Source organism: Aristaeella hokkaidonensis (assembly GCF_018128945.1).
Classification (GTDB): domain Bacteria; phylum Bacillota; class Clostridia; order Christensenellales; family Aristaeellaceae; genus Aristaeella; species Aristaeella hokkaidonensis.
Map to the genome: position 1 here is coordinate 1,910,242 of NZ_CP068393.1, position 20,974 is coordinate 1,931,215.

A 20,974-nucleotide genomic window follows, 5' to 3' on the forward strand; every position below is an offset into this window, starting at 1 on the left:
TTCTCGCAAACGAATCGTTTCCGTTAATAAATACGTACAATTTATGCCTATATTGGCGTGTTTTATCCCTTTCTGAACATTTTTTCGCAAAGTCATGTGAGAATTGTATAAATGTGTGTTATGAATAGTACTTTTTTCTTCCCTCAGCCTTGTGCTATGGTTTAGTCAACAAATATCATCCATAAGGAGGTACCCTTTGATGCGTAAGCTGTTCGCGATCCTTTTGACCCTGTGCATGCTCTTCTCCTTTGTCTCCTTTGCGAGCGCTGAAGAGAATGTCACCATCACCTTTGCCTTCTGGGACAATAACCAGGAGCCCGGCATGAAAGCTATCGCCGACGCGTATATGGCTGCTCATCCCGGCGTCACTGTTGAAGTCCAGGTTACTCCCTGGGATCAGTACTGGACCAAGCTGGAAGCGTCTGCCCAGGGCAGCGGCGAAGCAATGCCCGACGTGTTCTGGATGCACTCCAACCAGTTCTTCAAGTATGTGACCGCTGACAAGCTCCTGCCCCTGGACTTTGAGTATGACTATACTCCCTATCCGGCAGGCGTCACCGCCCTGTACAACTTCAACAATGTGCACTACGCCGTCCCGAAGGACTACGACACCATCGCCCTGGTCTACAATAAGGAAATCTTCGACAACGCCGGCATCGCCTATCCGGATGACACCTGGACCTGGGACACCCTGCTGGAAACCGCGAAGAAGCTGACCGATCCTGAAAAGGGCATCTACGGCTTCGGCGCTCCCAACGATCGTCAGTCCGGTTACCTGAACCTGATCTATCAGAACGAAGGCTTCGCTTTCGAAGACGGCAAGTCCGGTTATGACCAGGCTGCCACCCAGGAAGCCATCCAGTGGTGGGTTGACCTGCAGAAGGTCCATCAGGTATCTCCCAGCCAGGAATCCTTCGTGGATATGGGTGTGGATGATCAGATGCAGGCTGGCAAGCTGGCCATGTGCTTCACCGGCAGCTGGATGATGAGCTCCTACACCAACAACGAGCTCTTCGCTGACAAGTTCGACCTGGCCGTCCTGCCCCAGGGCAAGACCCGCGCCTCCATCTACAATGGTCTGGGCTATGCCGGCGCCGCCTCCACCAAGTATCCCGAAGTTGTGAAAGACTTCATCCAGTTCTGCGGCACCGAAGAAGCCAACAAGCTGCAGGCTGAAAAGAAGGCTGCGATTCCCGCCTTCGCCGGAACCGAGAAGTACTTCACCGATAACTTCACCACCATCAACATTGCCTGCTATCCGGAAATGATCTCCTACGGTGTGCAGTATCCCTTCTCCCCCAACAAGAGCCTCTGGGAGAGCCAGGAAGAAGAACTGATGAACGAAGTGTATGCCGGCAGCAAGACCGTGGAAGAAGCCTGCAACGAGCTGCACGAGATCATCTGCGACATCGAAGGAATCTGATCTGATACCTTAACCGGTTTATCTCAGAAACAGGCGCCACTGCCGCGGCATTCCCTGCCGCGGCTTGTGGCGTATTAACAGAAAGGAGGGTTGGCATCCCGTGACCGTTTTATCCAAGCCTGCCGCGCCTCGTCTCAGCCGGCGGGAACATTACGATCCCAAGGTTGTGGCTGCCGCCTTTATCCTGATCGCGCCGACCATTATCGGCCTGTGCGTGCTGAACATCTATCCGTTTTTCGACACCATCCGGCGAAGCCTGTATAAAACCCAGGGCCTGGGGCCGGAAGTCTATGTCGGCCTGAAGAACTTTGAAAAGCTGTTCAAGGACAGCATGATCGGTCACGCAACCATCAACACGCTCCTGTACATGGTGCTCACCGTACCGGTAGGCGTGCTGCTTTCGCTGATCTTCGCTGCTCTGCTGAACAGTAAAATCCGGGGCCGGGATATTTACCGCGGCATCTATTTCCTGCCCATGGTGGTTGCTCCCGCCGCGGTTGCCATGGTCTGGCGCTGGATCTTCAACGCCGAAAACGGCATCCTGAATATCGCCCTGAAGGCAATCGGCATCCAGGGACCCAGCTGGCTGGCGGATCCGAACACAGCGCTGCTTTCCTGTGCCATTATCGGGGTCTGGTCTGCCATCGGCTATGACCTGGTCCTGATCCTGGCCGGCCTGCAAAGTATCTCAAAGAGTTACTATGAGGCAGCCGAAATTGACGGAGCCAATGGCATACAGTCTTTCTTCCATATCACGATCCCCATGGTTTCGCCCACCCTGTTCTTTGTGGTGCTGATGCGCGCCATGACCTCCCTGAAGCAGTTCGATACCATCTATCTGCTGATCAACACCCGGAATCCGGCTTACAAGAACGCCACGGTGCTGATGACCCTGTTCTACCGGGAGGCCTTTGAGAAATTCAACAAGGGATACGGTTCCGCCATCGTTATCTATACTTTTGTGATTATAGCGATCTTTACGGCAATCCAGTTTATTTCCGAAAAGAAGCTCGTTCATTACGAATGAAGGAGGATTGAATATGACGACAGTCGCCCCGGCTGCGGTAAAGCGGAAATCAAACTACCGTTCACGCAGCAGGATGATCATTCACATCATCCTGATCATCGGCTCGTTCGTGATGATCTTCCCCTTTGTATGGATGATTCTGACGAGCTTCAAAAGCAATGGCGAATCTCTCCTGATCCCGCCCACAATTCTCCCCAGAGAATGGCTCACGGAGAACTATACCGAAGTTACCCGTACGCTCCCCTTCGGGGCATTGTACTTCAACACGCTGATGCTGATGTTTTTACGGATCATCTGCGCGCTGGTTTTCTCCAGCATGGCAGGATTTGCCTTTGCCAAACTGCGTTTTCCGTTTAAGCGCTTCTTCTTTTTCATTGTGCTGTCCCAGATGATGCTGCCGAACCAGATCTTCATCATTCCGCAGTATCAGATGCTCGCGGGCATGGGAAAACTGAACAGCATCTTCGCCCTGCTGTTCCCCGGCCTGGTCAGTGCCTTCGGAACCTTCTTCCTGAGGCAGTTCTATATGAGCCTGCCCAATGTGCTTTCGGAAGCGGCCGTCCTGGACGGATGCAACACCTTCCAGGTTTTCTTCCGGATCATGCTTCCGCTGACCAAAACGGCCATGATCGCCCTGGCGGTCTTCACTGCGGTCTTCGCCTACAGCGACATGATGTGGCCGCTGATCGTGAACAACAACATCAACATGATGACCCTGTCCGCGGGTATCTCCTCCATGCAGGGTCAGTACACCACCCGTTATCCGATCCTGATGGCCGGCTCCACGCTGGCTATGATCCCGATGATGGTGCTCTATCTGCTCTTCCAGCGTCAGTTCATTGAGGGTATCGCCCTCACCGGAACAAAGGGCTGATCCTGAAGGCAGCACTCAAAAACAAGGCCGGCGCGTCACGCACCGGCCTTTTCTTTTGCCTGTAAAAGGAAGACAGCCGCGCCCCGCAGCACGGCTGTCCATAAAAAGGATAAAAAGGAGGAGAACTGATTACCGATTAAGGTATTACAACACCCTTCTTCAGGATGATGTTGGCATAAAGGGCTGTTTCGCTGGTTGCGATACAGGCATAGCACTTCGCGCCCCGGGGATAGAATTCAGGCTTCTGCACGGCGATTTCCCGCAGGCCCTTTTCCTCGTGTTTCTTCCCGATCTCCCGGTAGGTTTCCCAGATCTCGGGCTTGTACGGATCTCCCGGCAGCACCGCCATGAGGATCGTCGGATTCTCCACGTAGGGATCCAGCGGCATGAATTGAAGAATGGCGTCCAGAATCTCCGATATTCCGTGGCCGTCCATGCGGACGCACCGTTCCGGGCAGCCGAACTTCGGATAGTTTCCGTCACAGATCAGCAGTTCGTCTCCGTGGCCCATTTCCATCAGGATCTTCATCAGTTCCGGGGGAATGATCGCAGGAATTCCCTTCAGCATATCCGCACCTCATTTACAGTTTATTACTTCGTGATGGTTCCGTCTTCGTCCCACAGGTCGTGCCAGTCGTTGGCGCCGGGCCACAGGAAAACCTGTCCCTTGATCAGGCGGCAGTTCCTGTCCACGCTCTTCATGATCTTCATTTCTTCTTCCGTCAGCGGATCCTGTACCGTGCACATCAAGTTGGACACATACTCGTTCTCGTGGATGGAGAAGGGAATCGGGATCTGTCCCCGCTGCACGGCCCACTTCAGGCAGATCACAGCCGGATGCACACCGTGGGCCTTCGCGATTTCCACCACTTCCGGCACCTGAATATCGGCTATATCGTCGGGCGTCATGTCACGGTCGGGCCGGGTGGGGCTGCCGATGGGGCAGAAGCCGATGGGCTGGATGCCGTGGGCCACGACGTAGTCATACAGTTCCGGCTGCTGGAAGCAGGGATGCAGTTCCATCTCAATCACTGCGGGCTGGATGCGGCACAGGGGCAGCACAGCTTCCAGCTTCGGGATGGTCATGCTGCTCATACCGATGTTCTTCACCAGGCCCATATCCACCAGGCGTTCCATCTGGCGCCAGGTGCTCATGAACTCTTCCACGGAGAAGGGCTTGCTGTCCGGATTGCGGCTGTCGCCGTCGCAGAAAGGTGCATGATAGTTCGGGAAGGGCCAGTGGACAAAGTAGAAGTCCAGGTAGTCCAGCTGCAGGTCTTTCAGGGTCTTTGCGCAGGACAGCAGTACGTCGCCCTGTCCGTGCATGTCATTCCAGACCTTGGAGGTCACAAACAGTTCTTCGCGCTTTACAACGCCTTCCTTCATGGCCTGGGCAAACACCTGGCCGATCAGATCCTCATTGCCGTATACGGACGCGCAGTCAAACAGGCGGTAGCCGCTGCGGATCGCTCCGGCCACAGCACCGGACACCTGTTCAGGGGTAAAACGGTCGCTGCCGAAGGTACCCATACCGATGCAGGGGATCTCCTGGCCGTTGGACAGTTTTCTTTTGGGAACCAGTTTCGGATCGATGAATGCCATGCTTGTGTCCTCCCTATTTTCTTTCTTTATGGTTATTTGCTTTTTTACTTTTCAGGTTCTTCGTTGATCAGCATGATCTTGCCGTGAACGTCCCGCGGGTTCTTATACAGTGCGAAGGCTTCCGCCGCCTGGCTGAGCGGGAATTTGCGGAAGATCATCGACGGATCGAATTTCAGCCGCCCGTCTGCGAAGCAGTGGGCCGTCAGCGTCCATTCCTTTCCCGGGAAGGGAGCGGAATAGCTCATCCAGCTGCCCGTCAGGTAGAATTCCTTCCGGTTCATGTTTTCCCACTGGGCCGGGGTAAAGGTCAGGTCCGTATGGGGTGTCCCGATGAAGCACACCTTCGCCTTGTTGGCCGCCAGTTCAAAGGCCATCCGCATGGTCACCGGGTTGCCCGCGGTCTCCAGTACGTTTTCAAAGCCCCGGCCGCCGGTCAGCGCCTTGGCTTCTTCCATAAAGCCTTCCTTCAGGGTGTTCACGGTCTGGTTCGCGCCCATCCGCTTTGCCAGCTCCAGCCGGCCGTCGTCAATGTCAAAGGCCACAATCTGCTTTGCGCCCAGGATCTTTGCCCACTGCAGGGTAAAGATGCCGATGGTGCCGCAGCCCAGGATCGCCACGGTTTCGCCGCCCCGGTACCGGGCCTGCAGCAGGCCGTGCACCGCCACTGTGGAAGGCTCAAACATGGCCGCCTGCTCATAGGGAATGGACGGATCGTATTTGATAGCGTTTGCCGCAGGGATCACCACATATTCCGCGAAACTTCCCTGCTCCCGGCTGCCGATAAAGCTGTAATGCCGGCACAGGGAGAAGTTCCCCTGCTGGCAGTCCGCGCATTTCATGCAGGGCACCAGCGGCGCGCCGCTCACCGTGTCGCCAACCTTCAGGCCTTCCACGCCTTCGCCGATCTCCACCACGTCTCCGCTGAATTCGTGTCCAAGCACCACCGGATAGAAGTGCGCCCCGTGGTTCAGCACCCGCGGCACGTCGCTGCCGCAGATACCGGTCGCCCTCACCCGGACCTTTACCGTCCCGGGCCGGCACACCGGCGTCTCCCAGTCCGCATAGCGGATATCCTCATTTCCGTACAGCACCGCTGCTTTCATAGTCCTGTTTTCCTTCCTTTCACCGGCTGCCCGGTCATGCGTTCATCAGATCTTTCAGATTCCCGTACAGCTTCCGGTAGGTTTCATATCCCCAGTCATAGATTTCCTTCACCGCGGGATCCGGTTCATAGGTCCGGTTCACCCGGATCGTCTGCCGGGCCGCCTCTTCGAAGCCCTGCCATACGCCCGTTCCGACCCCGGCCAGCATCGCCGCCCCGAGAGTAGTCGCCGTATCGCTTCCGGGCACCTCAATCCCGCAGCCGGTCACGTCCGCCTTGATCTGTGTCCAGATCCGGCTGTTGGCGCTTCCGCCCATAGCCCGCAGCACGCCCGCCCGGGCGCCGGCTTCCGCCGCCGTCTCCAGGTTATGCCTCAGGGAATAGGCCACGCCTTCCATGCATGCCCGGATCATCTGCGCCCGGGTCACGCCGAAGTTCAGTCCGAAAAATACGCCGCAGGCCTTCGGATCCCAGATCGGGCTCCGTTCTCCCGCCATGTACGGCAGGAAGGTCACTCCGCCGCTGCCCGGCTCCGCGGTTTCCGCCAGTGCGCTCATCTCCGCGAAACTCAGCTCCGGGCACATTGTTTCCCGCAGCCATTTCAGGGCGCCGCCCCCGCCGGTCGTTCCGCCCTGCAGCAGCCACCGTCCCGGCACCACGTGGAAGCCGAGGATCAGCCGCGGATCCGCCGCGTACTGATCAATGCAGATGCTCATGCCGCCGGCCTGTCCGCCCTGCTCCTGGGTCTGTCCGGGAGATACCACGCCGGCTCCCAGTGTGCCGCAGGCCGCGTCCAGTCCGCCCGCCGCCACCGGAATACCTTCCCGCAGTCCCATCTGTTTTGCCGCATCCACGGTCAGTTTTCCCACAATCTGATGGCAGGGTACGATCTCCGGCAGCATTCTCCGCGGAATGCCCAGTGCTTCGCACATTTCCTCGTCCCAGCAGCCCTTCCGCATATCGAAGCAGGCCAGTCCGTATCCCTGGGAGATATCCTGTGTGATCTCACCGGTCATCCTGTAGACGATATAGCTGTTCGACTGCAGGATCTTTTCTGTCTTCTCAAACACCTCCGGCCGGTGCTTCCGGTACCAGAGGATCTTCGGCCAGGTATATCCCGGCTTGGCCGGATTTCCGCACAGGTCAAACAGTTTTTCTGCTGTCAGCCTGTCTTCTGTCTCCCGGCAGATTTCCTCGCTCCGGGTATCCGTCCAGATCGGCGTCGGACACAGCACATTGCCTTCCCTGTCCAGCGCGATGGCGGACCAGCTCTGTCCGTCCGTACCGATTCCGGCGATTTCCGCCGGGTCGATGCCGTTATCGGAGATCATTTCCCGCACCGCACGGCATACGCCTTCCCACCATTGGGCCGGATCCTGTTCCGCCCAGCCCTTCCGGGGATAACTGACGGGATATTCGCATCCGCCCTGGGCGACGACCTTTCCTTCCGGATCAAACAGGGCCGTCTTACAGGAGGAGGTTCCGATATCCACGCCAAGCAGCAGGGTTCTCATCTCCGCACTCTCCTCGTTTTCGTATTGCTCAGGCTTTTCCGCTGCTCCCCAGCAGCCGGATCAGTTCCTGCACCCGGCTCTGCACGGCCTTGCGGCCTTCCGCCAGGTACTTTTTCGGATCAAAGGCCTCCGGCTGTTCCCCGATGGCCTTCTTCACGCCGGCCGTAAAGGCAATGCGCAGGTCCGTCGCGTAGTTCACCTTGCAGATGCCCCGGCGGATACATTCCCTCACCTGGTCTTCCGGCACGCCGGAAGTTCCATGCAGTACCAGCGGAATGCTGACCTTTTCCCGCACTGCGGACAGCCGGTCCAGGTCCAGCTTCGGTTCTCCCTTGTATACCCCGTGGGCTGTGCCGATCGCCACCGCGAAGCTGCTGATGCCCGTCCGGTTCACAAAGTCGGCCGCTTCATCCGGATCGGTGTACTGGGGTTTGGCTTCCATGCCGTCTTCCTTGCCGCCCACCGTGCCCAGTTCCGCTTCCACCGGCAGGCCGCAGGCCATGGCCACAACCCGGCGGGTCAGCGCGATGTTCTCTTCATACGGAAGCTTTGATCCGTCGATCATCAGGGAGGTATATCCTTCCCGGGCGCATTCTTCCGCCAGTTCATAGCTGTTTCCGTGATCCAGGTGCAGCGCCACAGGCACCTTTACGTCCCGGGCCATCCGGCTCACAATGCCGGCAAAGCATTTCGGTCCCGCGTATTTCAGCGTACCGGGCGTAGTCTGTATCATCACGGGCGCGTTCTCCGCCTCAGCCGCAGCAATAATAGCCTGGACCATCTCCAGGTTTTCCGCGTTGAACGCGCCGATGGCATAGCCGCCTTCCTGAGCTTTCTTCAGCATCTCTCCGGTAGTGACGAACGCCATTCCATATCCCTCTTTTCATAAAAGCGAATCGTTTCGCTTTTTTCACATTATACGACCGGTTTTCATTCCTTGTCAATCCTTTTTTTGTTTTGCGCTCAACTTATTTATATACTTGACTTTCTTCCTTTTCTCATTTACATTATTTGCATGATGAAACGATTCGGAGAGCGATGCATATGATCCTGACTGTAACGCTGAACACCTCCATTGATAAACTCTATCTGATGGAATCCATCCATCCGGAAACCGTCATGCGGGTGAAGGAGGTCCACAACACTGCCGGCGGCAAGGGCCTGAACGTCAGCCGTGTAGCCGCGAAGCTGCAGGAGCCCGTCACCGCCATGGGCTTTGTCGGCGGGTTCAACGGGCAGTACCTGGAGTCGTTGATCTCCTCTCCCCTGGTCCGCTGTGCCTTTACCCATGTGCAGGGTGAAACCCGCAGCTGTATCAACTGCTGGGATCTGTCCAACGGCCGCTCCACAGAGTACCTGGAGCCCGGCCAGCCCGTCACGCAGGAGGATATCGACCGGTTCCTTACCGATTTCAGCGCCTGCCTGCCGGAAGCGGATGTGGTCACCATCAGCGGCAGCGTGCCCCGGGGCGTGCCGGAGGATTTCTATTGTGAGCTCATCCGCCGCAGCCGCGCCGCCGGCATTCCCGTGCTGGTCGATACCAGCGGCAGCCGCCTCATTGCTTCCGTAAAGGAAAAGCCCCTCTTCATCAAGCCCAACGAGGATGAGATTGCCCAGCTGACCGGTCACAGTGTTTCCGGCCGGGAGGAGGCTGTAAAAGCCCTCACCGGCCTGCACAGGGACGGCATTCCCTATGTGGTGCTCTCCATGGGAGAAGAAGGCGCCCTCCTGTCCTGTGACCGGGGTGTCTTCCATGGCAAACCGCCGAGAATCACCCCCCGCAACACCGTCGGCTGCGGGGACAGCATGGTGGCCGGTTTCGCCGTTGGCTTTGCCCGCCGCCTGCCCATAGAGGAAACCTTCCGCATGGCCCTGGCGGTTTCCGCAGCCAACGCCCTCAGCCTCTTCACCGGGGACTTCGATCCCGCGGATTATGACCGGCTTTACCCGGAGATTCAGATTGAAAAGATTGGCTGATTTCTTCAAGATTATTTACTATATATACGGATTGCAGAATCAGCCTGTTGTCTTTTTTGTCCATAACGCAAGATAACATTAAGGGTGTCATTCCGACCGGAGGCAGAGCCGAAGTGGAGGAATCCCTTAATAATTCAACAAAGAACCGCTTCCTTCGGAAGCGGTTTTTTCCACCATTTTTCATTCTTCATTGAAACAGGACACCCGAAACTTCGGGTGTCCTGTTTCCCTGTCACTGTGTCTGCAGCCAGACCCCGTCCACGGCACTGAGGAAGGTGTGTTCCACCCGCCACGCCAGGGTAGCTGTGGCTTCCTTTCCGTTACCGCTGAGAAACCAGCAGGCTTCGGGCTGTTGCTCTTTCAGGCCCGCTTCGGCAAACCGTGCGGCAGCTTCCTCCGCGGAAAGCGTGTTCTCCGCCCGGGTCAGGGGCTCAAATCCGCTCCAGTAAGCATCCATTTTCAGCAGGCCCTCTTCATCAGACCATGCTAATTCCGTATAAAGATAATAGGCTGTCGGGTCTTTACCCCTGGCATTGTCGTACAGAGAATCCTGGGACCAGCGTACAGGCAGGCCGTCCAGCAATTCCTCAAAGAGCACCTTCCTGGACTTTGTGGTTCCCTTTATCCTGCCGCAGGTTGTGAAGGATACGGGACTGGGCTGGTAAGATTCCCCGTACAGTCCTAGCCGTTTCAGCAGGTCCTCGGACCGGGCAATGGTTTCCGCAGCCCGTTCCGCTCCAAAGCCGCTCTCTTCCGGAATGGTATTTTGGGTTCCAATATCGTAATAATACTTGTACTTCCCGTAATAGTCAGCCTGCCGGTAAATATCGAAGCTGAGCAGATAACCGGTGCCCCACCAGCTTTCCACGCCGCAGAAGGGCGGTCCCTCTTCACTCTTTGTATCCCAGAAACGCCCGTTGAATTCCCGTTTTTCTTCCCGGATGTCTGTCCATTCGTTCTCTGTACCCCTGTTGAAGGTTTCGTCCAGCAGGATGTCGATATCAATTTCCGGCTCCGTCACTTTCCAGACGACCACACGACCGCCGGCTGTATCCGTTTTTTCCGCCGTTGCTGTTCCGAAGCAAAAGACTGCCAGGAGCAGCAGGAGCGTCATGCGCGCAATAATCTTCTGCCTGTTCATCTTTCTTTCATCTCCCCGTTTACAATATCAGTCCAGATGTCCACTTGGCCGGCATAGGAAATGGCATCCTGATATTCGATTTCTACCGGGTGCTCAAACATAAACGCAATTGTCACGCTGTATACGCCGCCGTCCTCCATCCACACGCGGACCTCAGCGCTTTCCACACGGTTTATAGAGTACGTCCCCTGATTCTGGACCTTTATAATGCCCTTTTCACCGTCGATCCGGAGTGATGCCACCGTTTCCCTGGCCATCTCTTCCCACCGGGCATCCCAGGGATCCATATGGACGTCAGGGTACATATCAGAGTCCTTGTAATAACGATCATCTATCGTTACACGGGCACTAGTCAGTTTGCCAGTGTCTACGTCAATGCTTCCGCTCCAGGTTCGTTCTTTTCCACCCACTTCACCGAATTGTGTGTTATATATCATTCGGTCTGTTTCATATGCATCCCACTCGTTGGCACGCCAGACATCCTCGCCGGCTGTCCGTTTTGCGGACAGGGGCATTCCCAGCAGATTGGACATTTCCTTCCGGAGCTGTGTCTCATATTCCGCCATCTTGCCCGGTGCCGCGGCAGGTTCATCGAAATATAATGCGTACATCTGCAGGAGTTCTTCATCCGTAATACGCCTGGCCGGCTCAAAAGTCACCATATCCAGGCCGCTGTATTCTTCCTCGTCCAGAGTGACGTATCCCAGGCCGTCGTCCGTCACCAGGGCAGTAAACGGCGTTTCCGGGCGAAGGCCGGAGCGGGTGTACAGTTCACCAATGGAAGAAAAGCGGTCTTCTTCTTCCTCTGTCAGTGAACGCAGGCCTGCTTCACATCCGCCGCCGCGCATGCAGTTGTGCCAGTTGACCATGGGGGCGTCAATCCGGATGCCCATCTGGCCAAAGGCGTCCACCACCTGCAGCAGTTCCTCGTCCGTCAGTTCACTGTAGGGCAGCAGCAGGAACCAGCTTTCGCCTTCATATTGCTCCTTGGGCAGTTCCACCAGCGACAGCTTCACATGCTCCGTCAGGTTCAGGATGCTGCTTTCCGGCCGTGCGCCTTCATCCCAGCGGCGCTGTGCTTCCGGCAGGCGCTCGGTTTCCGTCTTGGAAAAACCAGGCATCTGGTAATTCCAGCAATCCTCCATGCCTTCATAAAACACGCTCAGGTCAGTAAAGCCATACTCGTTTTTTTCGATCTCAGGCTTCGGCATCGGCGCCGTCGTGGGCAGTGTCTCGACCACGTTTTCTGCCGCCGCGAGGCCTGACAGCAGCAGTGCCGCGCACAGCAGCCCTGTCAGTATCTTTTTGATCATTTTCCTATCCCTTCTTTCTGTCAGCGCCTGTTTGATGTGTTCCCGGGACACATTCACTTCCTGCTGACAGGTGTATCATGCCTCATTACTTGTAACGGAGTCATCAACGGCCCGTAATGGAGTTGTAAAGGTGACCGTCGTCCCTTTTCCGGGCTCGGATTCAAAGTGCAGTTCACCCTGGTGGAGCTCGGCAATCCTCTTGCACAGGCTCAGTCCCAGTCCGGCGCCGCCGTTCCGGCGGGTTCTCGCTTTATCCGCTTTCCAGAAGGGTTCGCAGGCATGTTCCAGTGCCTCCGCTGTCATGCCGATTCCCCGGTCCCGCACGGAAAAACCGTCCGGCAGGGCGGTCAGTGTAACGGTCGTTCCCGGCTCGGAGGCACGGATCGCGTTCACGGCCAGGTTATTTACAAGCAGGGACAGCAGTTCCCTGTCTCCCCGGATCACGCTGTCCTCGCCCTTGATTTCAATCATATGTTCCGCCGCCTGCCCGTTCAGCCGCGCAGCCGTTTCCTCCAGGACCCGCATCACAGAAACTGTTTCCATCTCCGGCTCTTCATTTCGCAGGCCGGTCAGTTTCATCAGCTGCTGGTCCATGTCCGTAAGACGACGGATCTCTCCCGCCATGCTGTCCGCAATCCGTTTCCGGTCTTCCGGCGGAAGCTCCCGCTGCATCAGCCGGGCGTTTCCCAGCAGGGACGTCAGCGGCGTGCGCATCTCATGCGCAAGTGCGTCCAGCAAAGCCTGCCGGGATTCGCTTTCCTCCCGCAGTTCCGTTTCCCGTTCCCCGACCGCATTCTGCATGCGGGAAAATGCCCGTGCCAGGGTGCCGATCTCGTCCCGCCGTTCCACCGGCAGCGGCACCTGCTCCCCGGTATTCCCGGCCACCGCGTCCGCCGCCTTCGTCAGTCGGCGGATCGGCCGCGTCAGAATGCCTGTCAGCAGCAGCGTCAGCACCGTCAGCAGCACGGAAGCGCCTGCCGCAGCACCGTAGGCGATCCTGCGGTATTGATTTTTCATTTCATACAGGTCGCTCACATCCCGGACCAGGATCATGGTCAGCTGGCTGTTCACCGGCTCCGCGACCGCGTAGTATTCCGGTGAGCTTCGCGTGCTCAGCAGTGCGCTGCGCTGTCCGGTCAGCAGCTTCCTGCAGTCTTCATTCGGAAAGGGCGAGCCGTCTATGGTGCTGTTGTTCCAGCAGAAAATCAGCTCAATTCCCTGGGGCTGGTAATACTGCCTGTATTGCGCCGCATAGGTCACGGCGCCGCTGAAGTTCAGGTTTACCATATCCCTCTGGACTTCCCGGAAAATCAGGGTCTCTGTCATCTGCGTCCGCTGTTTCTCCCGTTCCATGGACAGGGTGAAACTGCGGCTGCTCATGAACCAGGCCAGCCCGAAGAAAATAGGCACCGTCACCAGGAGGAGCAGCACCGACATCCTTTTTTTCATGTGTCGCTGACGCCCCCGTTCCAGCGGTAGCCGTACTTATAGATTGTCTCAATGGTATTGTTCCCCAGTTTCGCCCGCAGGTGCTGGATATGCACGTCCACCGTACGGGTTTCCCCGATAAAGTCCCATCCCCACACAGACGACAGGATCTTGTCCCGACTGAGGGCCGCCCCGGCGTTCCGCACCAGCAGCGCCAGCAGGTCAAACTCCGTCATCGTCATTGTCACCGGTTTTCCCCTCACGATGACGCTGCGGCCGTCAAAATCGACCCGCAGGTTCTTCTCCTCATAAACCTTCGGCTGGGTCCTCCGGAGAATCACGTCGATGCGCGCAAGCAGCTCCTCCGGTTCAAAGGGCTTGAGAACATAGTCTTCCGCACCCATTCGCAGTCCGCGGACCCGATCCTGCACAGCGGTTTTGGCTGTCAGGAACAGCACCGGTATTCCGGAAGCAATCAGGTCCCTTGCCAGCGAAAAGCCGTCTTCTCCGGGCATCATAATATCCACCAGTGCCAGATCAGCGTCCTGCCCCTGCAGAATCTGCCGTGCCTGGTCTGCGTCTGCCGCTTCCATGGGGCTGTGACCCGCCAGTTTCAGCACTGTTTTCAGCATATCCCGGATTGCGGATTCATCGTCCACGAACAGAATGTTTGCCATTTCTCATCACCCCGGTTCAGTATATCACAGCAAATACTGAAATATTGTAATGGAGTTGTAAATCTATTTGCAAATACTTTTCATCCCGCTTTTTGTTTTCCGCAGGCATTAAAAAAGCCTCTGACTGGCCTTTTTGTAAAGCCATGATTCAGAGGCATTTTTCACTCTTAATTCTTAATTCTGAATTCTGATTTTCTCTGAAAACGCCGGCGCGTATTTCACCGCCACCCGCACTGCTTCGATCATGCTGACCGCGCTGGCGATTCCCTTGCCCGCAATGTCCATCGCCGTTCCGTGGTCCACAGAGGTCCGCAGGATGGGCATGCCGTTGGTCACGGCGATCGTCCGCTCAAAGTCCAGCGTCTTGGTGGCGATATGCCCCTGGTCGTGGTACAGGGACAGTACGCTGTTGTAGCGTCCCTGCAGCGCCAGGTGGAACACCGAGTCCGCCCCGATGGGCCCGGCCACGTCATAGCCTTCCTGCCGCAGTTCCTCCACCGCGGGATATATCTGTTCCACCTCTTCGTTTCCGAACAGCCCGTGCTCCCCGCTGTGGGGATTCAGTCCGGCAATCGCCATGGTTCCTTCCGTCACGCCCAGCCGGCGCAGCGCTTCCGTACACCGTTTGACGTAATCCTTGATCCGGTCTTTTGTCACCAGGTCGCAGGCCTGCCGCAGGGATACGTGCCGCGTCAGGAAAAATACCCTCATTCCCCGCACCTCGAACATGGTCAGGGGATCCTCTGTCCCTGTCAGCGCCCCAAAGATCTCCGTATGGCCGATATAGGGAACCCCGCCGGCCCGCAGGGATTCCTTGTTGATCGGTGTGGTGGCCACGGCGTCCGCCAGGCCTTCGTTCGCCAGGCGGATGCTTTCTGCAATGTATTCGTAGGCAGCCTTGCCGCACATGCCGTCCACGGTGCCCACCTTCAGCCTGCTCAGGTCAATGTTGTGCAGGTCAATCAGGTTCAGCACCCCGGGGGCATACTCTCCTTCAGCCGGTTCCCGGATCACGTTGATCCGCACTTCCGGCATTCCGGGATAAGTCCCGGCCAGTTCCAGCACGCCCTTATCCCCGATCACCACGCAGCGGGCAGTCTCCTGCGTCTGTGCGTCGGCAATGGTCTTCAGCACGATTTCCGGTCCGATTCCGGCAGCGTCTCCCATGGGGATCGCGATCAAAGGTCTGTTCATTCCTGGACTCCTTCTGCCTGAAGCTGTTTAACTTCCAGCAGTCATTTTCTCCTCTCTTTTTTATCCTTTACCGCCTCATCTGTCAACCGTATTTGTTGGCCTTTTCCCGCTTCCTTGTGGTATAATCCACCTGATAGGGAAAAACACAGAATACCGGCAGCCGCCGGACAGAATCTCGCCGGCGGTGCAGACGGAATATCACTGTGCGGAAAGGAACATATCGTATGAAACTGAACGTAAAACGGACCTGTCAGATCGGCTTTGCTTTCTTTGGCATCCTCCTGCTGTGGCAGGTGTATGATTCCTGGTGCCCCACCTTCCTGACGGATCTGTTCGCCCACCGGATGTACGGGCTGACCTCGGCGGAGCTGAAAGCCAGCGCGCCGGAAAACATCCTCAACGTCCAGTGGCTGGTCGGTATCATCATGGCCTGCGATAACCTGGCGGCCTTGATCCTGCTGCCCGTCTTCGGCAACCTCTCCGATAAAACCCGGACGCCCATCGGCAAGCGGATGCCTTACATCCTCGTCGGCACCTTCGTTGCCGCGGTTGCCTTCCCCTTCATTCCCCTCTTCTTCCATCAGAATAATATTGCCGGCATGATCATCATGATGGGCATCGTCCTCATCTTCATGATGATGTACCGGAATCCCGCTGTGGCCCTGATGCCTGATATCACGCCCAAGCCCCTCCGGGCCAAGGCCAACGGTATCATCAATATCATGGGCTATCTCGGCGGCGGCTTTGCCACCATCCTCGGTGTCTTCCTGAAGCTGAGTGATTATATCAACGTCACGGACCGCAGCACCAAGATGTGGATCATTGAGATCCCCTTCCTGGTCGCCTCCCTCCTGATGGTCGTCTCCGCGCTGGTGCTCTTCTTCACCATCAAGGAAAACAAGATTGAGGAAGAGATGAAGGACGAGCTGGCTGAGGGCGAGCGCCTCGCGGCCATTGAAAACCCGGCCACGGACGAAGGTCCCATGTCCCCCGCCAACCGGCGCATGCTCCTGGCCATCCTCGGGGCCGAATTCCTCTGGTTCATGTCTGACAATGCCATCGGCACCTACATCGGCAACTATGTGATCTACTACCTGCAGGCTGCTTCCAGCGCCACCATGATCCTGACCCTGGGCGGCGGTCTGGCCTCCGCAGTCGGTTTCCTGATCGCCGGTGGTATTGCCGAGAAAATCGGGCGGAAATGGACCGTGTCCATCGGTCTGATCATTTCCTTCCTGGCCACCCTGATCATGATCTTCGTCAGGCCCACCGGCAAGGTGGTCGGCGTAAACGGGGAGTTCTCCTTCCCGGCCATCCTCTTCGGCGTCTGGGCCCTGAAGGGCTTCGGTATGGCCCTGGTTCACAACTGCTCCTTCCCCATGGTGGTGGAGCTGTGCACCTCGAAGAAGATCGGCAAGTTCACCGGTTATTACTACGCGGCCAGCATGTCCGCCCAGACCGTCACCCCCGTCCTGCTGGGCCTCATCTTCATGAAGACCGGCGCCTGGGGTGCCCTGCCCGTCTACTCTTCCATCCTGACCGTCTGCAGTGCCCTGGTCTTCATCCTGCTGGTCAAGAATATTAAAACCCGGAAAATAGCCAATGCTTCCGGCCTGGAAGCCTTTGCGGAGGAAGACTGAAATGAGACAGTATACCGCTTCGGATTTCAGCGGTTTCTATTATGCCCACCGGGGCCTGTATGACAATCATCACGGCGTTCCCGAGAACTCCCTCCCGGCCTTCCGCGCCGCGGTGGAAAAAGGCTACGGGGTGGAGCTGGACGTCCAGCTTTCCGCCGACGGGCAGGTGGTCGTCTTCCATGATGATACCCTGGACCGGATCTGCGGCGTCCACGGCAAGGTCATTGATTATCCCCTCTCTGACCTGCAGCAGATGAAGCTGCTGGATACGGAGGAAACCCTGCCCCTGTTCACAGACGTCCTCGCCGTCCTGCGGCAGGGCGCCGGTCCCCTGATCGTGGAGCTGAAGACCGGTCCCCGGAATACAGAGCTGTGCGAAAAAACCCGGGAACTCCTCCGCAGTTATCCCGGCGTCTTCTGCATTGAGTCTTTCGATCCCCGGATTGTCCTCTGGTTCCGGAAAAATGCCCCGGAGATCTTCCGCGGCCAGCTGTCCCAGCCCCGGGAAGATTATGGCACGTCCCTTCCCGCCCTTTATTCCCGGCTCCTGGCGGACTGCCGTTTCTCTTTCCTGAACAAGCCTGACTTCATCGCTTACAAGATCGGCGCCCGTCCCGCCCGCGTCCTGCGGAAGCGCGGAAAAGGCGTCCTGCTGGTCGGCTGGACCTCCCATGACGCGGTGGCGGATTCAAAGGATAATGACAGCGTCATCTTTGAGTACTGTGCGCCGCCGCTCCGGTATAAAAAAACATAATCACATCAGGCCCGGAATTTTCTCCTTCCGGGCCTGATTTTCTGTAATTTTATTCTGTTCCCCTTGCCTTCCGCATCGCCGATGGAGTATCATCATATCAGAGATATGGATGAATCTGTCATAGAGCGTTCTGCCTTCAGCACAAAGGATCATTTCGAAGGAGCTGCTTAAATGAATAAGGAAATCACCGGTCAGCTTCGGCACGTCATTGATGCGCTGGCAGCGGATCTTTATCACCCTCTGGGCGAAATAGTCCTGGAGGGCTTTTCTGCGCCTTCCGTCCTGAACCTGCGGGAAGCGGAAACCTATCCCCGGGAGCCCTGGCCGGCCGGAACCCCCTGGGGCATGCCCTGGGATTATGCCTGGATGTTCGGCCGTTTCACCGTGCCGGAGGAGGCCCGCGGGGAGCGGATCGTCATGGACCTGAATCCCGGCGGTGAATCCGTCCTCTACGTCAACGGAAAGGTCTTCGGCGCCCGCCGGGGTGACCGGATGGCTCATCCGCACCAGTATATTTCCGATCAGGCCGTCTGCCGGAACGCGGAAGGCGGCGAAACCTTTGAGATCGCCCTGGAAGTCTACGGCGGCACTCCCCTGCCGGACCATCCCGGTCGTCCCGTCTTCCCGGAGGAAGGCGTCACCTTCACCCGCACCGGCCCGGCCGTCACCGGGCGGAGCACCTTCGGCTGGTGGAATGAGGAAGCCTATCAGCTCTGGCTGGACCTGACCGTCCTCCGGGACGTGCACGATTACCTGGAAGCGAATGATCCTTTCCGGGAGGCCCTGGCAGACGGCTTTGCCCGCCTGCTGGATACCCTGGATATGGAGCAGCCCCTGCCGCAGCGCCGGCAGGCATACCTGGACGCCCGGCAGCAGATTGCGCCCCTGGTCAACGCGCATAACGGCACCTTTGCCGCCTCCATGGGCGTTATCGCCAACTCCCATCTGGATTATGCCTGGCTCTGGCCCATTGAGGAAACCCGGCGGAAAACCGCCCGCACCTTTGCGGCCGTCCTACGCCTGCTCAAGGAGTATCCGGAGGCAAAGTTCCTCCAGAGCCAGTGTGCGGAATATGAGCTTTGCCGCCAGCACTATCCGGAGCTCTTCGAGGAAGTCCGGGAAGCCATCGCCGACGGCCGCTGGATTGCCGATGGCGGCATGTGGGTGGAACCGGATACGAACCTGGCCGGCGGCGAAGCCCTGGTGCGCCAGTTCCTGTACGGGCGCCGGTATTTCCGGGAAATGCTGGGCGTGGACAGCCGTGTTGCCTGGCTGCCGGACACCTTCGGCTACAGTGCTGCCCTGCCGCAGATCATCAAAGGCTTCGGCATGACCGGCCTCACCACCCAGAAGATCTTCTGGTCCTATAACGACTCTGAACCCTTCCCGCATCACGCCTTCCTCTGGCGCGGGCTGGACGGCACCGTCATTCCCAGCTATCTGCACATGTCCTATGAAACCGCTGTGGACGCGAAAACCGTGCATACCCGCTGGGTCAGCCGGCTGGAAAAGGACGGCAGCCGTGATTTCTACCTGCCCTTCGGCCAGGGAGACGGCGGCGGCGGACCTACCCGGGACGACCTGGAGCAGATCCGGCGCCAGCGGGATCTCCAGGGAGCACCCAGGCTCTACTGGATGACCCCGGAGGATTACCTGAAAAAGCGGAACAACGGTTCCCTGCCCATTTACCGGGGAGAGCTGTATTTCCCCTGCCACCGCGGAACCTATACCACCCAAGCCCTGATCAAGAAAGGCAACCGCCGGGCGGAGCATGTCCTGCGGGTATGGGAAATGCTCGCCGCCATGGCCTCCTTCACCGGCCGTGCCGCCTATCCCGCGGAAGAGCTGGAAAGTGCCTGGAAACTGCTCCTGACCAACCAGTTCCATGATATCCTGCCCGGTTCCTCCATCGCCCGGGTTTATGAGCAGGCTCGGATGGATATCGCCCGTGTCCGCGATACTGCCGTACGCGGTGCCCGGGAAGCGCTGCTTGCCTTCTGCCGGAACGGCCTGGGCCTCACGGTCTTCAACCCCTCTTCCCACCGGATCACCCGGGTCATCCTGGCGGATGAGCGGTTCACCGGCGGTGCCGTCACCCGGGAGGGTGTTCGGTTCCAGGCTGCCGCCTATAAGGATGAGGCGCTGGTGCTTGCCTGCCTGGAGCCCATGTCCGCCGTCACCATGTATCCGGCTGAGGTCCCGGTCCACAGCAACGTCACCGTTCGCCGCCAGGGCAGCAATTATGTCATGCAGAATTCCGTCCTGCGCGCCGTCATTTCAAAGAAGGGCGAGCTGCTCTCCATGATTCTCCTGCAGGATGATCGGGAGCGGGTTCGCACACCCTCCAATGTGTTCCATCTTTACCGGGATCTTCCCCGGCACTTTGACGCCTGGGATATTGACAGCCAGACCGAACGGCGGGAAGTGCCCATGGACGCGGAGTATGAAGCGGAGATCACCTGCGCCGGCGGCCTCTTCGCGGAGCTGAAGGTTACCACCCGTTTCTCCTCTTCTGTCATTACCCAGTGGATCCGCCTCACCGGGGAGGACGAACAGCTCGAGTTTATTACCGAGGCTGACTGGCAGGAGCGCCACCGCCTCCTGAAGGTTTCCTTTGATACCGGCATTGACGCGGATAACGCGGATCATAAGATCCAGTTCGGCTATATCTCCCGTCCCGCCCACCGTTCCCGTCAGTATGACGCGGACCGGTTTGAGGTCTGCGCCCATGACTGGACCGTCCTGCGGGACGCCACCCATGGCGCGGCGCTTCTGAACGATTGTAAATACGGGGTATCCGTCAATGACGGGGTCATCAGCCTGAGCCTGCTGCGGGCGCCCACCTACCCGGACGCCGCGGCTGACCGCGGACGCCACCGGTTCATTTACGCCTACCGCGCCTGGGACGGCCCGCTGGAAACCAGTGGCGTCATCGAGGCTGCCGAAGCGCTGAACGATCCGCTGATCACCGTCCCCGGTTCTTCTGTGCCGCTTCGCCTGCTGAATTCCAGTGATCCCGCCGTCACCGTGGAAAGCGTCAAGCTGTCTGAGGACGGCACCGGTGACCTGGTGATCCGCCTGTATGAGAGCATGGGCGGTACACGCACCGTCATGATTCATCCCTTCCTGCCCTTCAGTGCGGTCTGCACCTGCTCCCTTGCCGAGGATCCGCAGGATATTCTTCCCGTATCGGACGGCACCTTTACCCTGTCCTTCCATCCCTTCCAGATCATCACCCTGCGTCTGGCCCGGAAGAGATAAAATCATCCATACAAAAAAACTGCGGGGCATCCGGATGGATGCCCCGC

The 20,974-nt window shown here is 57.9% G+C and carries 18 protein-coding genes; 7 read left to right on the plus strand and 11 right to left on the minus strand.

The window, feature by feature from the left end:
* Positions 1-199 precede the first annotated feature (199 nt).
* The 3 genes from JYE49_RS08660 to JYE49_RS08670 all read left to right on the plus strand — a co-directional run bounded on the left by JYE49_RS08660 (position 200) and on the right by JYE49_RS08670 (position 3,324).
* The gene (locus tag JYE49_RS08660; protein WP_093957084.1) at positions 200-1,423 is read left to right on the plus strand and encodes an ABC transporter substrate-binding protein; all 1,224 of its coding nucleotides are present in this window, start codon (positions 200-202) and stop codon (positions 1,421-1,423) included.
* A gap of 100 nt (positions 1,424-1,523) precedes the next feature.
* Complete coding sequence (locus JYE49_RS08665) at positions 1,524-2,450, plus strand: carbohydrate ABC transporter permease (protein WP_346763114.1); 927 nt, start codon at positions 1,524-1,526, stop codon at positions 2,448-2,450.
* Positions 2,451-2,463: 13 nt separating this feature from the next.
* Positions 2,464-3,324, plus strand: coding sequence for a carbohydrate ABC transporter permease (locus JYE49_RS08670; RefSeq protein WP_093957083.1), 861 nt, complete (start codon positions 2,464-2,466; stop codon positions 3,322-3,324).
* A gap of 136 nt (positions 3,325-3,460) precedes the next feature.
* Here JYE49_RS08670 and JYE49_RS08675 read toward each other — a convergent pair whose 3' ends face one another.
* The 5 genes from JYE49_RS08675 to fba are packed head-to-tail and all read right to left on the minus strand — an operon-like array spanning position 3,461 to position 8,410.
* On the minus strand, positions 3,461-3,892 hold the full coding sequence (locus JYE49_RS08675) for an RbsD/FucU family protein (RefSeq protein WP_093957082.1): 432 nt from the start codon (positions 3,890-3,892) through the stop codon (positions 3,461-3,463).
* Positions 3,893-3,915: 23 nt separating this feature from the next.
* Complete coding sequence (locus JYE49_RS08680; protein WP_093957081.1) at positions 3,916-4,926, minus strand: aldo/keto reductase family protein; 1,011 nt, start codon at positions 4,924-4,926, stop codon at positions 3,916-3,918.
* Positions 4,927-4,970: 44 nt separating this feature from the next.
* Positions 4,971-6,029, minus strand: coding sequence for a galactitol-1-phosphate 5-dehydrogenase (locus JYE49_RS08685; RefSeq protein ID WP_093957080.1), 1,059 nt, complete (start codon positions 6,027-6,029; stop codon positions 4,971-4,973).
* Between the two features lie 34 nt (positions 6,030-6,063).
* Positions 6,064-7,542 (minus strand): xylulokinase, encoded by a 1,479-nt coding sequence (xylB, locus tag JYE49_RS08690; protein ID WP_093957079.1) that lies wholly within the window; start codon positions 7,540-7,542, stop codon positions 6,064-6,066.
* Between the two features lie 28 nt (positions 7,543-7,570).
* Entirely contained in the window at positions 7,571-8,410 is an 840-nt protein-coding gene (gene fba, locus JYE49_RS08695) for a class II fructose-1,6-bisphosphate aldolase (RefSeq protein ID WP_093957078.1), read from the minus strand.
* Between the two features lie 176 nt (positions 8,411-8,586).
* Between fba and pfkB the strand changes: the two genes are divergently transcribed.
* The gene (gene pfkB / locus JYE49_RS08700) at positions 8,587-9,519 is read left to right on the plus strand and encodes a 1-phosphofructokinase (protein WP_283399367.1); all 933 of its coding nucleotides are present in this window, start codon (positions 8,587-8,589) and stop codon (positions 9,517-9,519) included.
* A 232-nt stretch (positions 9,520-9,751) separates the two neighbouring features.
* Here pfkB and JYE49_RS08705 read toward each other — a convergent pair whose 3' ends face one another.
* The 6 genes from JYE49_RS08705 to pdxA all read right to left on the minus strand — a co-directional run bounded on the left by JYE49_RS08705 (position 9,752) and on the right by pdxA (position 15,272).
* Positions 9,752-10,660 (minus strand): hypothetical protein, encoded by a 909-nt coding sequence (locus JYE49_RS08705; RefSeq protein WP_093957077.1) that lies wholly within the window; start codon positions 10,658-10,660, stop codon positions 9,752-9,754.
* Positions 10,657-11,973 carry a hypothetical protein gene (locus JYE49_RS08710; RefSeq protein ID WP_143754488.1) on the minus strand — a complete coding sequence of 439 codons (1,317 nt, stop codon included), beginning with the start codon at positions 11,971-11,973 and terminating at the stop codon, positions 10,657-10,659. Before JYE49_RS08710 ends, JYE49_RS08705 begins: the two co-directional genes overlap by 4 nt.
* A gap of 75 nt (positions 11,974-12,048) precedes the next feature.
* Positions 12,049-13,422, minus strand: coding sequence for a sensor histidine kinase (locus JYE49_RS08715; protein WP_093957075.1), 1,374 nt, complete (start codon positions 13,420-13,422; stop codon positions 12,049-12,051).
* Positions 13,419-14,078 carry a response regulator transcription factor gene (locus JYE49_RS08720; RefSeq protein WP_093957074.1) on the minus strand — a complete coding sequence of 220 codons (660 nt, stop codon included), beginning with the start codon at positions 14,076-14,078 and terminating at the stop codon, positions 13,419-13,421. The genes JYE49_RS08715 and JYE49_RS08720 overlap by 4 nt, the downstream gene beginning before the upstream one ends.
* Positions 14,079-14,094: 16 nt before the next feature.
* A complete protein-coding gene (locus tag JYE49_RS08725; RefSeq protein ID WP_283399366.1) occupies positions 14,095-14,223 on the minus strand; it encodes a hypothetical protein in 129 nt (42 codons plus the stop codon).
* A 29-nt stretch (positions 14,224-14,252) separates the two neighbouring features.
* Positions 14,253-15,272: a 4-hydroxythreonine-4-phosphate dehydrogenase PdxA gene (pdxA, locus tag JYE49_RS08730; protein WP_093957073.1), complete on the minus strand. Its 1,020-nt coding sequence runs from the start codon at positions 15,270-15,272 to the stop codon at positions 14,253-14,255.
* A gap of 224 nt (positions 15,273-15,496) precedes the next feature.
* Between pdxA and JYE49_RS08735 the strand changes: the two genes are divergently transcribed.
* From JYE49_RS08735 to JYE49_RS08745, 3 genes are all read left to right on the plus strand, one after another.
* The gene (locus tag JYE49_RS08735) at positions 15,497-16,912 is read left to right on the plus strand and encodes an MFS transporter (protein ID WP_093957072.1); all 1,416 of its coding nucleotides are present in this window, start codon (positions 15,497-15,499) and stop codon (positions 16,910-16,912) included.
* Position 16,913: 1 nt separating this feature from the next.
* A complete protein-coding gene (locus tag JYE49_RS08740) occupies positions 16,914-17,666 on the plus strand; it encodes a glycerophosphodiester phosphodiesterase family protein (protein WP_179217303.1) in 753 nt (250 codons plus the stop codon).
* 171 nt (positions 17,667-17,837) lie between these two features.
* The gene (locus JYE49_RS08745) at positions 17,838-20,927 is read left to right on the plus strand and encodes an alpha-mannosidase (protein WP_093957070.1); all 3,090 of its coding nucleotides are present in this window, start codon (positions 17,838-17,840) and stop codon (positions 20,925-20,927) included.
* The last annotated feature ends 47 nt before the right edge of the window (positions 20,928-20,974 follow it).